This is a genomic window from Heyndrickxia sp. NPDC080065 (genome assembly GCF_050281185.1).
Classification (GTDB): Bacteria; Bacillota; Bacilli; order Bacillales; family Bacillaceae_C; genus Heyndrickxia.
In genome coordinates this window covers 203,554-216,405 of sequence record NZ_JBNNWS010000010.1, presented here as the reverse complement: position 1 = coordinate 216,405, position 12,852 = coordinate 203,554, and the positions used below count along the sequence as shown (strand labels likewise).

20 protein-coding genes are annotated in these 12,852 nt (G+C 31.7%); 1 reads left to right on the top strand and 19 read right to left on the bottom strand.

Annotated elements, in window-relative coordinates; all coding sequences use genetic code 11:
• The coding region (locus ACQKP0_RS14310) for a transposase (protein WP_427406529.1) at positions 1–311 on the top strand (311 nt) is incomplete at its 5' end.
• A gap of 355 nt (positions 312–666) precedes the next feature.
• Here ACQKP0_RS14310 and ACQKP0_RS14305 read toward each other — a convergent pair.
• The 19 genes from ACQKP0_RS14305 to ACQKP0_RS14215 all read right to left on the bottom strand — a co-directional run bounded on the left by ACQKP0_RS14305 (position 667) and on the right by ACQKP0_RS14215 (position 12,713).
• On the bottom strand, positions 667–1,014 hold the full coding sequence (locus ACQKP0_RS14305; RefSeq protein ID WP_427406537.1) for a VOC family protein: 348 nt from the start codon (positions 1,012–1,014) through the stop codon (positions 667–669).
• Positions 1,015–1,172: 158 nt separating this feature from the next.
• The gene (locus ACQKP0_RS14300) at positions 1,173–1,457 is read right to left on the bottom strand and encodes a hypothetical protein (RefSeq protein WP_427406528.1); all 285 of its coding nucleotides are present in this window, start codon (positions 1,455–1,457) and stop codon (positions 1,173–1,175) included.
• A 47-nt stretch (positions 1,458–1,504) separates the two neighbouring features.
• Positions 1,505–1,945, bottom strand: a complete 441-nt coding sequence (locus ACQKP0_RS14295; RefSeq protein WP_427406527.1) for an NUDIX hydrolase — start codon at positions 1,943–1,945, stop codon at positions 1,505–1,507.
• 246 nt (positions 1,946–2,191) lie between these two features.
• Positions 2,192–2,764, bottom strand: a complete 573-nt coding sequence (locus ACQKP0_RS14290) for a histidine phosphatase family protein (RefSeq protein ID WP_427406526.1) — start codon at positions 2,762–2,764, stop codon at positions 2,192–2,194.
• Positions 2,765–2,937: 173 nt separating this feature from the next.
• A complete protein-coding gene (locus ACQKP0_RS14285) occupies positions 2,938–3,423 on the bottom strand; it encodes a GNAT family N-acetyltransferase (protein WP_427406525.1) in 486 nt (161 codons plus the stop codon).
• A 261-nt stretch (positions 3,424–3,684) separates the two neighbouring features.
• Entirely contained in the window at positions 3,685–4,065 is a 381-nt protein-coding gene (locus ACQKP0_RS14280; protein ID WP_427406524.1) for a VOC family protein, read from the bottom strand.
• A gap of 169 nt (positions 4,066–4,234) precedes the next feature.
• The gene (locus ACQKP0_RS14275; protein WP_427406523.1) at positions 4,235–4,774 is read right to left on the bottom strand and encodes a GNAT family N-acetyltransferase; all 540 of its coding nucleotides are present in this window, start codon (positions 4,772–4,774) and stop codon (positions 4,235–4,237) included.
• A gap of 263 nt (positions 4,775–5,037) precedes the next feature.
• Positions 5,038–5,811 (bottom strand): GNAT family N-acetyltransferase, encoded by a 774-nt coding sequence (locus ACQKP0_RS14270; RefSeq protein WP_427406522.1) that lies wholly within the window; start codon positions 5,809–5,811, stop codon positions 5,038–5,040.
• A 35-nt stretch (positions 5,812–5,846) separates the two neighbouring features.
• Positions 5,847–6,188: a hypothetical protein gene (locus ACQKP0_RS14265; RefSeq protein WP_427406521.1), complete on the bottom strand. Its 342-nt coding sequence runs from the start codon at positions 6,186–6,188 to the stop codon at positions 5,847–5,849.
• Positions 6,189–6,492: 304 nt separating this feature from the next.
• On the bottom strand, positions 6,493–6,939 hold the full coding sequence (locus ACQKP0_RS14260; RefSeq protein ID WP_427406520.1) for an NUDIX domain-containing protein: 447 nt from the start codon (positions 6,937–6,939) through the stop codon (positions 6,493–6,495).
• A gap of 137 nt (positions 6,940–7,076) precedes the next feature.
• Positions 7,077–7,556: a DinB family protein gene (locus tag ACQKP0_RS14255; RefSeq protein WP_427406519.1), complete on the bottom strand. Its 480-nt coding sequence runs from the start codon at positions 7,554–7,556 to the stop codon at positions 7,077–7,079.
• Positions 7,557–7,756: 200 nt separating this feature from the next.
• Positions 7,757–8,212, bottom strand: a complete 456-nt coding sequence (locus tag ACQKP0_RS14250; protein ID WP_427406518.1) for a DinB family protein — start codon at positions 8,210–8,212, stop codon at positions 7,757–7,759.
• 32 nt (positions 8,213–8,244) lie between these two features.
• Positions 8,245–8,721: a GyrI-like domain-containing protein gene (locus ACQKP0_RS14245; protein ID WP_427406517.1), complete on the bottom strand. Its 477-nt coding sequence runs from the start codon at positions 8,719–8,721 to the stop codon at positions 8,245–8,247.
• Between the two features lie 331 nt (positions 8,722–9,052).
• Positions 9,053–9,256 carry a helix-turn-helix transcriptional regulator gene (locus ACQKP0_RS14240; protein WP_427406516.1) on the bottom strand — a complete coding sequence of 68 codons (204 nt, stop codon included), beginning with the start codon at positions 9,254–9,256 and terminating at the stop codon, positions 9,053–9,055.
• Positions 9,257–9,559, bottom strand: coding sequence for a hypothetical protein (locus ACQKP0_RS14235; protein WP_427406515.1), 303 nt, complete (start codon positions 9,557–9,559; stop codon positions 9,257–9,259). It lies immediately after the preceding gene.
• 483 nt (positions 9,560–10,042) lie between these two features.
• Positions 10,043–10,930: a DMT family transporter gene (locus ACQKP0_RS14230; RefSeq protein ID WP_427406514.1), complete on the bottom strand. Its 888-nt coding sequence runs from the start codon at positions 10,928–10,930 to the stop codon at positions 10,043–10,045.
• 219 nt (positions 10,931–11,149) lie between these two features.
• Positions 11,150–11,578 carry a GNAT family N-acetyltransferase gene (locus tag ACQKP0_RS14225; protein ID WP_427406513.1) on the bottom strand — a complete coding sequence of 143 codons (429 nt, stop codon included), beginning with the start codon at positions 11,576–11,578 and terminating at the stop codon, positions 11,150–11,152.
• A 355-nt stretch (positions 11,579–11,933) separates the two neighbouring features.
• Positions 11,934–12,404, bottom strand: a complete 471-nt coding sequence (locus ACQKP0_RS14220) for an NUDIX hydrolase (RefSeq protein WP_427406512.1) — start codon at positions 12,402–12,404, stop codon at positions 11,934–11,936.
• 78 nt (positions 12,405–12,482) lie between these two features.
• Positions 12,483–12,713, bottom strand: coding sequence for a hypothetical protein (locus tag ACQKP0_RS14215; RefSeq protein WP_427406511.1), 231 nt, complete (start codon positions 12,711–12,713; stop codon positions 12,483–12,485).
• Between the last annotated feature and the right edge of the window lie 139 nt (positions 12,714–12,852).

The following is a 12,852-nucleotide window of genomic DNA, read 5'->3' as shown; positions in this document are numbered from 1 at the left end:
TCGCTGGAGTCGATCCAAGTGTTTTTGAATCTGGTAAATTTTCTGCCACTAAAAATCGAATCACTAAAAGAGGATCTAGTAGACTTAGACATGCCTTGTATATGGCGGTTCGTTGTGCCATTCGTGATTGTCGTAAAAAGAAAACAACTGATGAAATCATCCCGCGAAACAAAAGAATGCGAGAGTTTTACGACAAGAAACGTGAAGAAGGAAAGCCTTTTAAAGTAGCTGTAATAGCATGTGTAAATAAGCTCTTACATTGGATATTTGCCCTTTTAAAGAACAAAACTGCTTTCCAAGATATAGCCTAGAACCTAAATATAACTAAATAATATAAAACCTTCCAAAGTTAGACTAACGGAGGGTTATTTGGCATGCACATTTTAGTATAGCATGAACTATTTAAAGTTTTTAATGAAATATATTGACAAACTATTAGCTGGTTTAGCTCAAGATCAAACTTCAACAAAAAAGAGCATTAATCCTTCTGGATTAATCCCCCCTTAGTACAATAAGTTTTATCAATAAGTTAATTTCTTTTTTAGGTAATACGGCTGATTTTCTATGTTTCGATGTTCTTCAATTACACCCAATATTTCATAACCATTTTTTTGATAGAAATTTGGGGCTTGAAATTATTCAACAAATAGGAATAACTACAACCCGTTATTTCTCCCATAGCTCAACCAGTCTACCTTCAGGATCTTTAATCCAAATAAAATTACCAAATTCACTAATCTCTTTTTCCTTTGCAAGAGGTACACCAATTTGTTTAAGATGCTCAATAGTCTCGTTTAGATTATAAACTTGGAAATTTAACATCACTTGCTGTTCTGTTGGGAAATAAAGGTCATCTTCAGTAAAGAAAGAAAAGATAGTTTCATTTCCTGAATGGGGTTTAATAATAGTCCCATTCCAATTTTCAATTTCAAGCTTCAACACTTCACTGTACCATTTTTTTATAGCATCTAGATTTTTAGTCCTCCAAAATATTCCCCCGAAACCTTTTATCATCATAATAAACTCGCACCCTTCTTTAATTTTTTGATTAAATTAGAAATTCAAGAAATAAAAACAAATTCCTTCTTTAACCAACCTCCCATAGTTGAAGAAGTATCTACCATTAGAAGCATTTTTCTCCACTTAATTTGAATCTTCTTTTCAACCACCATTTATTTTTTCCCTTCGACATATGTCAGATACTCCTTCACTGTCTGTCCTTCATAATGTTGATTAAATGTATCGAAATCCATTAAATTTTCGAATTCAAATTTTTTCCAAACCATTTGAAGTGTTTCAGCGCTCATATATTCTCTTTCATTCCATAATACATTCGTATATAACCCATGGTTCAAATAACGGCTACCTGATCTATAAGCGACATCTATTTTAGACTTAACCACTGTTCCTGCTCCCCAGCTAAAACAATATTGATCACCTATCTGTCCATAGCCCATAGGGAATTCGACTTCCTTAGCAGTTAATTTTTTCGTACCTATTACCGTTACTTTAAGTACAAACCTTCACAATCTTCAATGAAAGTAAGTGTCTTTTCAAATAATTTTGGTTGAATCTCTAAATAAGTAAGGTTATTGGGGAGGTTATCGAATAGTTTTACTTCATCAATTTCTGATATTGGCAATTGGCCAATTTCTTTTACCCTCGCAAGGTATAACCTTCCAAAAATCTTACTAACTGAATCATCCATTGAATAGTCACAAATTGGAACTAAATCAACTTCTTTGCACCCAGTCTCTTCAAATAACTCTCTTTTAGCAGTTTCATTAATTATTTCCCCAGGTTCTCTGTGCCCACCAGGAATTTCCCAGGACTTTCGTTTTTTATGTCTAACATAGAGCCACCGACCCTTATAAATAGCACTTATAACGGCAAATTTTAATTCATTTTCATTAACTGACCCTATATCATAAAATTGGATTTTCATTTTTGCACCTCAAAATTTATGGTTAATATTACATTAAATAATTCTTTACACTTTGGAATTCTCCTTTAAATTTTGTAGTGCATCTGCGTTCAAAAGAAGTTTATATAGTTGAACCCAAGAATAACTGGTATACACATTACAAAAATAGCCACAATTGGATCAAAAGCTTTATGTAATTAAACAAAGTGTTAGGTTAAAAGATTACTATCCAAACTTTGAGTTAGATAGTAAGACAAATAAACACATCTATTTACTTTTCCACAATCTTTTAACCTCTACCAACTCCTGACCATTAAATTCCATTCTGTATATATCTGGTTTTGATGTATGTAATAAAAAATTCAAATCATACTGACTGTCAAAATACCCCATCATTAAAGCCATTACAGCCCCATGAGTACCTATTACTACTTTCTGTCCTCGATAGTTCTCTAATATTTCTTTTAAAACATGTATCGCTCGGTTCTGACAATCTGCGTTAGACTCCCCACCGCTTAAAGCAAATTTCGGATTAGCAAAAGACTTCTCTAACAAAGGGAATAATTCCTTATCAGGTATTCGCTTTTCCTCAGAAGAAAAAATCCTCTCTTTTAAATCTTCAAATACTAAAACTTCTTGTCCTAAGCGATTAGCTAAATCCTGAATAGTAAGAATTGATCGGGTGTAGGGACTTGAAACAAAAACCTCAATACCTTCCTCTAGTAATATATCGGTTATTCGATAAACATCTGATTTCCCTTTTTCAGTTAACCCTCTTGTCCTATCAATACCTGTTTTTGGTGATTCTCCATGTCTCACCATGTAAATAAAAGTGTTCATAATTCCCCTCCATTGTTTTTCAATCTTGTTATTCTATATAAATCTTTGTTTTAAATCTAAGTTTAATCAACATCATATTTTATTTGATTTTTTAAAAAACTTTGCTCGTTCATCTAAGGAGTTTATTTTATAGTTGGACTTAACATGTTTATTTCATGAATGGTTTATCGGTTCTACAAATTCAAATTCAGTTTGACAATCACCTCATCCGAATCGTTAAGCTTGCCCGTTTCCTCAAACCCAAAAGATGAATACAGCTTCTTCGCAACCAAATTTGTAGGTTCATAGGCAATGTAAACTGCCGATGCTTCACCTTGGGGGAAAGTCTTAATATACTCAAGAGCTTTTTCTAAAGCTGTCTTGCCGTACCCTCTTCCTTGGTATCGTTTATCTATCATAAATCTCAGCACACCATAACAATTTTCATCACCATACTCATTCTCATCTGCATTATCATAATACATCAAGATAAAGCCAACCATATCATCATTATGATATATTGCATAAGTCATCGGAGGAAGATCATCATTTGCTAAAGCAACATATGATTGCGCAATACTATATACATTGGTTGCAAGAAAGTTTTTCTGCTCTTCATGGAGTTCTAACCGAATACATTCTTCAAAATTGTCCCAAGTAATTTTTCGAAATTCTATCATAGCCATACCCCTTCAGAATCTTGATATATAAATCTTCCATATATTACATCATGGAAAATATACAAACGATAAATCTTATTTAAACAATATAATTGTAAAAAAGCGCCTAAACTTATATAAAGGACCAAACCAATGGTTGAAGTCCAAATTTCTTAATCACTTAATATCTAATGCTATCTTTTTAATAAAAAAGCGACTGCTCATTTTGAACAATCGCACCCGATGAAAATGATTTTCCACTGTAAATGATTTAGTAGCTGCTTAATCTTTTCTTCCCGAACCAAATCCAATTACATATCCATCTAAATCCTTAATCGAAAATTCCTTCCAAGCACCCCAATCAAATTCTGTTACTTTAGGTTCTGACGCGATAATGGCACCATTCGTTTTATATTCATCATATAAAGCATCGAGATTATTATGTGTTTTTACATAGGCATATGTATTCCAAGTATCTTTATTAGGTCTAACATCTTCTATATCTTTTGCTTGTATTAATTTAAAACCTAATCCAAAATCATCTCGAACTGCCCATTGTTCATTCACGTCGCATCCTAATGCATCTTCGTAGTATTTCTTAGATTTCTCAAGATCTGAAACCAACAGTACAGTAAGGGAATTTTCAATTTTCGCCTTTATCATTAAATTAACCATCTCCTCTTTTTGTAATATCTAAATATTCTCTATAATCGTTAGAAAATCCTCCTTAAACCGAACACAATCGCAACAAGACATTTAGAAAAAACAATTTTCCAACCAAAATACCCTACTTTCAATTAAGAAGTAGGGATATATTTTCATCAGTAAGTTCTTATTTGCCTGTATTATTAAATCGAAAGATAAGTTTATATCCATCAAAAGTTTCCCCATATTCCTCAATATAATTCCCATTAGTATAATTGGAGATAGTCTTTCTCCAAAATTTTTGTCCAACTATGTTCTTTTCTAAAGGATTAGTAAACAACTCCCAATTCCCTCTAAATTGTTCAAACACTTTATTCGCCGCTTGTTCAGCAATACCATGACCTCTTAATGATTGAAGTAAGAAGAACTCATTTACAAAATAATCAATTCCTTTATTGCAATGTGGCGGGGTCGCTACTAAAATAAACCCTGCAGGTTTCTCATCTACTAAAATTAAGTAGGGAAATAATACATCTGGCTTTTCCCACCAAATATTTTGAACTTCATACTGATCTATCAATGTTTGGAAATCGTCACTCTCCTCATATATACCATGTATATTTGGAATATTGCCGTAATGTGCTGATAAATCAAATAAATACAAGGGAAATAGGTTTTTTATAATATGTGCTTCTGTTTTACCTGTTAATTTTACATCAATTTTCACCGTTTTCTCCTTTTATATGCTTCATAAAGTTAGGTAAGAGTTTGAATATAACATCCCTTTTTTCCGGCCAGACCGTAAGCGGGACTTTCATACCATTCGGAGTTGGAATGATTGTAAGCGTCATAAATGCGCTTCAATTTTTTATTTAGACAAAAACTCCTAAAATATAAACGCATTTATTAAAAAAGTACAATATCTTTCACTTCAACGATTAAGTGTAACGTTTTACAATACTAATGGAATCAATCCAATCGTAAATTGGCTTACTTATTATTATCGATAAAATATGTATCATAAGAGTCTTTTAAAATGTATCCTAGTTTTTGGGCTAATTTAACAGACTCACTATTAGCACCGTCCCAGCTCGGATATAATCCTCTATCCCTACAATCTAAAATCAATGCCGAGGCTGTAATTGTTGCTAAGCCTTTTCTTCTATGCTGAGGATGTGTAGCAATTTCTATCTCAATTCCATCATCATAGATACTATATGATGTCGCACCACATACAACTTTTCCTTCTTTCAACATAGCAAAACCTATGCCTCTATCAATAAAATCATCTAATGAATTAAACTGGCTTATAAAATCTTCCGAGAGTTCGTGGAATGATGGTTTTTTAGCTATAGTTTCATCGATTCTTATAAGTTCATAATTCGCTGGTAGTGGAGATAATAAACTCTTTAAATAGTTCCTATCGAGATGTTCCGGATTCTTAAAAAATTCGTACCTTTGAAACTTCTCAAAACTTCCTTTATGTACTTCTTCGATTCGATACTTCCATTCTTCTGTACCTACAATTGCTAGAGTATAATCTGGCAGATTGTTTAATAGTTCTTCAGCTTCCTTAGTGTGAGGGTTGCCTGCATAAAATACAAAGATCCCCACAGTAATTTGTGCAACTGTTGGTTCTTCGAGATTATCAGCCCACGCTTTTCCCATATGTCCTTGAAGACAAGAAAGAATAATTGTACTATTTAAATGCGCAAACATCGGCATAAGTTTTTTTCGTTCCTGTCCACCAATTTCAAAAATCATTCAATTCCCTCTTTCTTTATAAAAACAATAAATTCTTACCTAGTTAAATAGGCATTTTCCTTAAAGGTTATATTAATTTCTGGTAAATTACACATTTTGATTGTATTGGTAAAACGCCTATTTATCCCTGCTTTAATTTCTTCATACTTATCAGGTGATAGTGAAGATTGCCAAGCAAATTGAAAATGGAAAATATCATCTTTACCGTTTTTATCCAAGGGATTAAACGCCATACCATCTTTAGTTATTTGAGCATTTACTTGTGCAGCTAAGTTCAGGAATAAAACTTCAATAATTTTCATCTCACGTTCACTTAAATCATGGTTATTCATTATCACATTAATATCTACCATTGCAATTTTTATCTGAATCTCCACCTTTGATAAATTATAAATAGATTTCCTCTATGATTAAGCAATTATATGTATTCATACATAATTCCCCCTCTTCTTTATATATTCGACAAATTGTAATATTTTCCTTTTGTTTTCATATTTTTTCATTTTAGTTTTTTATATTAATCATATATCAAGTATATTCCTAGATTTATTTACTAACCCTAATACAAAAGCAACAAAACTGGATTTTTCCTGTTTTGTTGCTTTTTAAAGTGTTATAGTGATAGTTTTTTTTACAAAATAACTATCCAATTGTATTAATTTAACAATAAAAACTAAATTATTATAACCATTTTAATTTTTTTGCCTTCTCTTTAGCCATATTTAAAATCATTAATCTAGTTTCATTACCTTGTTCGATTTTTGTAATGATTTTTTCAGCAGTTTCAAAATTATAAATTACATAACCAGATTTCTCATAATCAAAAGTATAAGGTATAAACTTATTTGCCTTTACTAAGAACCAAACTGTATACGTATCGGTTGATTTCCAATACCACGATGCAAATGGAATCCTCTCAGAACATAGTGTCATTCCCACTTCTTCCATAGCTTCACGGTCAAGGGCTTCATCAATACACTCGTTTTTTTCAATTCTTCCGCCAATAGTTGTTAAAAGTTGCTCTTCTTCGTCCCACGCCATTACAATTGTTCCATTTTCCGTAATTGAAATACAATGTACACCCGCAATTCTTTTATCTTTTGGTAGATCAATTATAGAATTTAACATTAACATCTCACCTTTTTAATTCTTTTTCTCATCCAAAACTTCTTTTGTGATTTCCTAATCTCTACCTTATTCTGAATTATCTTTTTAAATAAATCCTTTTCGTTTGTTGAATAGAAAATGCGTTTTTATCCCCTACTTCAACAAAAATGAATAGATTTTAAGTTTCTTCCAATAAAGTTAGCAGATACAGGTTTTATTTCTATCTCTCTTGCCCATACAGAAAGTTGACCAATGTGATGGATTTCATGTGTAATAATATGATGTAATATATCATCACAAGTGTATTTATCTTCATCCCATGGGACACTTATAACTTTTTCTTTTAATTCATCTAAATTTGTATTTAATAAAAATTCAGATATTTCTTTTCGGTATGTATCTGAGAGAGATTTTACCTTCTCTAGTGTATTATGATCATCGAAATCGACTATTACATCTTCTTTGCCCTGAATACCACGAAGCCAACTATATTCCACATCGATTATGTGAAAAAGCGTATATAAAATACTTCCAACTCCACCGTTATGATCTTTTAGCAATTCCTCAGTTGTTATTTGATTACACCAGTCGAACCATTCATCTCTTACCTGCCAGTTATATTCAAAAAATTTTATCATTGGTAGCACTCCTATATTTAAATTGTCGTAATCTAAGAAACAATGTTTTATCCCAAAACTCCTTTTTTACCAAATTAATTCAACAAAAAATAAGAGCTGCCAATTTGTATCTGTAATACATCTTCAGCTCTTTACTAATCACATGAAAAAAAGTTGAATAATAAAAGTGTACAAAAACGCAACAAGATCTTCTGATTTCCTTAAGATAAATTGGTAGTTAGCCCTCTTCCAATTAAATTAGCAGAAACAGGACTTAATCCTAATTCTCTTGACCAAACCGACAATTGACCAATATGGTGAATCTCGTGAGCAATAACATGTCGAATGACTTCTGCATATGTAAAATCATCTAATTTTTGTTTTTCGATTTCTTTAGACCAGTTTTGAACAAAATCCTTGACTTTAAGTCTACAGTTATTAGACAATTCTTTTACGGAAGAAAGTGAAGGATAATCTTTGAAATTATAATGGTATTCAGGATTTCCTTGTAATCCATTAATCCAAGCTTGCTCCACATCCACTATATGAAATAATGTTTTCAAAATACTCCCAACCCCTCCATCTCGTGGGAGTATAAGTTCCTCTTCTGAAATATTTTCACACCATTGAAACCACTCATCTCTGACCTGCCAATTGTATTCAAAAAACATATACATTTGACTTACCCCCATACCCTATTGTATTTAAATTACTCTATAGTATCTAACAGCTCTACATCTAGATTTTCAGTATCATTCCAACTATAAAACTTTTCTATATGCCATTTATTTTTAAGTCTCAAATACTTGTTCTCTTCTATCCATGTATGTAAGTCATTATAGGCATCCATTATTTTATAATTAGGACCCTGATGTCTTATAACTGCATATCTTTGAGGTGGCACTGTTAAAGTTACCATATCAATTGGGATATCTTCGTACTCTTTCACTTCAACACAAACCCAATAACCATCTTCATCATCAGATTCATTTTCTACAACAAACGCTCCAAATTGTTTTAACGGGTTAACTAAATGTTTAATTTCATTAACTCGTTCACTCAACAGTAAAGACGCTTCAGGTATTTTGAATATATACTGGTCACCTGAACACAAAACCCGAAAACCTACTAACTTTAATTCATCAAGTTCTTTAATTGTCTTATTCTGTAATTTTGCTTCTGACATTTAATCCCCTCCGTAATGCAAATAATTAACTATTTCTATTATTAAAACTTACTTTTCACACTAATCTAATGTTACCTCTAGAAGTAACTTCTATAAAAAAGTGTATTAATCCTTCTTGGATTAGTACAACGGTCAGTTGAATAAAATTTGGGGTATTCGAATTATCGTGTTGAAAACATCATATTGTATATGTGTTATTTAAAGACCATGAATCGGATAATAGTGTGGAATATATGAAAGATGCATCTCCATATCAGTAATGTAGATATTTACATAGGTAACCAACACCCTGGAGTACATAAAAAGGACCCCGATTTGAGGTCAATTTTTATCATTTTCTAATAGCATTGTTTATGAAAAGTTCATCTACTGTGGTGTCCAGTACAGATGCTATGTTAAAAGCTAACTGTAAAGTAGGGTCATATTTATCATTTTCAATCGCATTTATTGTTTGTCTTGTTACATTACAAAGTTTAGCAAGCTCTTCCTGGGATATCTTTGCCGATTTTCTCAATTCTCTAATATGATTCTTCATTTAACCACTATATTTCTTCTTGTTATACAGTAGTGAGATTAAATATACAACCGAAATGGCTACAAGAAAGGTAAATGGATTCATACCCTTATAAGAACCATCTGACCAAAAAGTTAAATAAACAGATTTGATAAATTCAATTAACACTAAACCGATTACAATTGTAAATGCGTATGACTGGGCTTTAAGTTTAATGAAATTTCTTCTTTCATCCCCCAATTTGGGTAATGATGCAAGAGTAATTACAATTAGCAGGACACAAATTGCTAAAACAGCAAAAAACAATACAACCATCCAATTCATATTTCTATCTCCTCCCCATTAAAAAATGTAAAAAGAATTTGACATTTATTTTGTATCATTAGCTTCACAAATGTCAAAACCTTTTTACATTATATATTACCTATTTAAAATTTTTACTAATAGCAAAAATTTTTTAGAAAACAGCCTTTGTAGAAAAAGAAAAAGGCGTTACTCCATTGTCGAAGAAATGCCCTAATAGTTGAATATCATAAATATTTACTTATAGAAATACTTTTTGCTTTCTATATTTGGTATTTAAAAATAATCTTAATTCTGAATTATCTAGGTTCAACACAATCTGCCATTGCTACAAAATTCATAAAATATAAATCTAAAATTTGACTTGCTGACCAAGAGTTGTTGATTTTGTAATAGCAAAGTTTAGTATAGATCCGTTGAATAACTTAGGTTCTGGATATGCGTATTTGATATTTACATTCCTATTTACATCTCCATAGTATATTTTATATATATACTTCTGATTTAAAGCCAACCACCTCTATCTCTACTAACTTCTAGTCTTTTTTTAGATGTAGAGTTTGCTATAAAGACACCAGTTAAAATAATTAAAGCACCAAAATATCCCTTCACCCCCATATTTTCATGTAGGAAGATGTATGCGAATATGGCTGAAAAAATCGGTTCAAGTGAAAAAAGAAAACCAGTGCTTTCAGGTGTAGTGTACTTTTGAGCAATTGGCTGCATAACAAAGCCGTATGCAGAGCAGATGAGTGCTAATCCAAGTATGGCAAACCATTGAATCCCATTTTGGGGTAATACAGATGTTTCATAAATAACTGATCCTATCGTTGCAAATAAAGCAGCAAATCCGAGTTGAAATATTCCCAGTTGTAAGCTATCAACCTCTCGGATAAAATAGTTTGTTACTAAAATGTGGATCGCATAAAGGAAGGCTGCTATCAAACAATATATAGATCCAAACGCAAAAGTAAAATCATCCTCAATAGTAAGCAGAGCTAGACCAAACGAAACAATCGTAACTCCTAATATAATTTTTTTACTAGGCCATTTTCTTGTGATGAATGTCTGTAAAATCGGCACTAAAATCACAGTGGTACTAGTCAAAAAACCAGCCGATGAAGCATTTGTATTTTTAACACCATGCAAAAGAGCAAAGAAAATAGTGCATAGCAGTGCTCCAACAATAGCACTGTATTTCAATAATTTAACATCTACATGAATAATTTTTTTGTAAAATATCACTATCATCACGATAAATGCAATTCCAAATCGTAATCCAATGATTGTTAATGGAGAAATCGTATCCACACAGATTTTCATAAATAGATAAGATATACCCCACCCCATAGAAACAGTGGCTAATAAAAAGTTTGCTTGTTTTTGTGTCATAAATTAGTCCTACCCTTGCTTGTCGTATTACCCGCAGATCATCCTTTAGCTGCTCAAAGCAAAGTCACATTGAATGATTTAACTGATGGACCTTATATACTTAGTTTAATTTTCACCAAAAAAATCTTTTTCCAAAATAGCGTAAAAGTATTGGTCTATCCATTTATTTTGCCAAAATAGCTCTTCTTTAAAAACCCCTTCCCTGTTCATACCAATACGTTACATCAGGGCTGCAGAGCGTATGTTTTTTGAATTGCACATTCCAACCACTTTATGTGCTTCTAACTTTTCAAAAGCAAATTTTAATAATAGTTTAGCCGCATCACTTCCATGACCTTCACCTCTATATTCAGGAAGTATTACAAAACCAATTTCCCAGCTTTTCCTATAATCACTATAGCTCCATATTTGCGCTAAACCAATTGGTAGTATACTTCTATCAGCTTCTATAGATACTACAAAATCATAACTTCTTGGTTTTCCGCTTTCTTCGATTTTACTAATATACTTGTTACGGACTACATTTACATCAGTCTGTACAGATTCCTCAAAATACCATAATTTTTCATCACATTCAATCTTGCAAATAAAATCCATATCATGAATTGATATCTTTGACAATAATAAATTACCACTAGATATCTCCAAAATATTCCCTCCCTTTGTTCCACAATTGTTAAAGTAACCTTTTTCATTAATAAAAAGCGTATTACCTATTTGTTTACAATAAATTCATCACTAAAAAAATGATTATTTTAATTTGCTACGATACAAAGAACTGTACGTTAAAAACTTATAATAATTTTATAAATAGGTGGTAACTGGGATACAGTTACCACTTAATAGATATGTTACTTCCTATTAGAAAGTTTCAAAAGTACACCAACAGCATCAAAAAATATTTCATTTAGTTTATTTATTCATTGATTTATTTAAAATCCCCTTCAGCCTACCCAGCCCAGTTACAAATAAAATTATGTTGAATGAGTTTAGTAACTTCTTATTATTTATCCTCTAATCTTCCTAAAAGGTTATAAGGATCTACATCCCAAGTTTCATATGGAATAAAACTTGTTGCTCTTATAGAATCAATAGTCCGAGAGTTCATATGTGGACGAGTTATGTAATTATCAATATTATCTTCATTTAACTTTACAAATTTTGCCTCTTTTATCTCTTCTGCTTGAATCTTTATTTCCCCATCAACATACTTTGCTTTAAATACTATAGATAATATGTGCTTCGTTGCGTTGTAATAAACACCTGTAATTCCAATAGGTGAGATAACAATTCCAGTCTCCTCTAATACTTCCCTACACACAGCTTTATCTAATGGTTCCCCTTCTTCCACTTGTCCTCCAGGTGGTTCCCACGTATCAGAACGCCAATGTGTTTTAACTAATAAAGCTTCCCCATTCTCATTGGTAACATAAGCAGAAACTGCAATTATATGTTTTGGATTAAGACTACTCATTCTTATTATTCCCTCCTGATTTTTTTCTCTAAATACTCTTTTCTCCATCTTCAAGAAACCAGCCCCATAAAATAACCGTTAATTTCTTTTTCCAAAACCTACAAATGATAGACTCAAACCAATTAATATGATTATGTAAGCAAACTCTCCTAAGTTTAAACTATCATCTACAACAATGATTCCTCCAACTAAAATTAAGTTTAAACCGAGCAACATAAATTTTACCCCTGCTATATTACTTTTCCTCAAAATCCCAAAAATCACCAAACTTACCATTAACACAAAAAACATTCCAACTAACAAAGACATCTTGATCTCTCCTTATATCCTTCTTTAGTTGGTATATTCTATAAATTAATGATAATTCCTTTTTCAAATAAGATTGAACCGTTTAAGTGACTTGCTGCTGCATGTTTCTATACCGCTCCTAACATTCACCAATAAATTT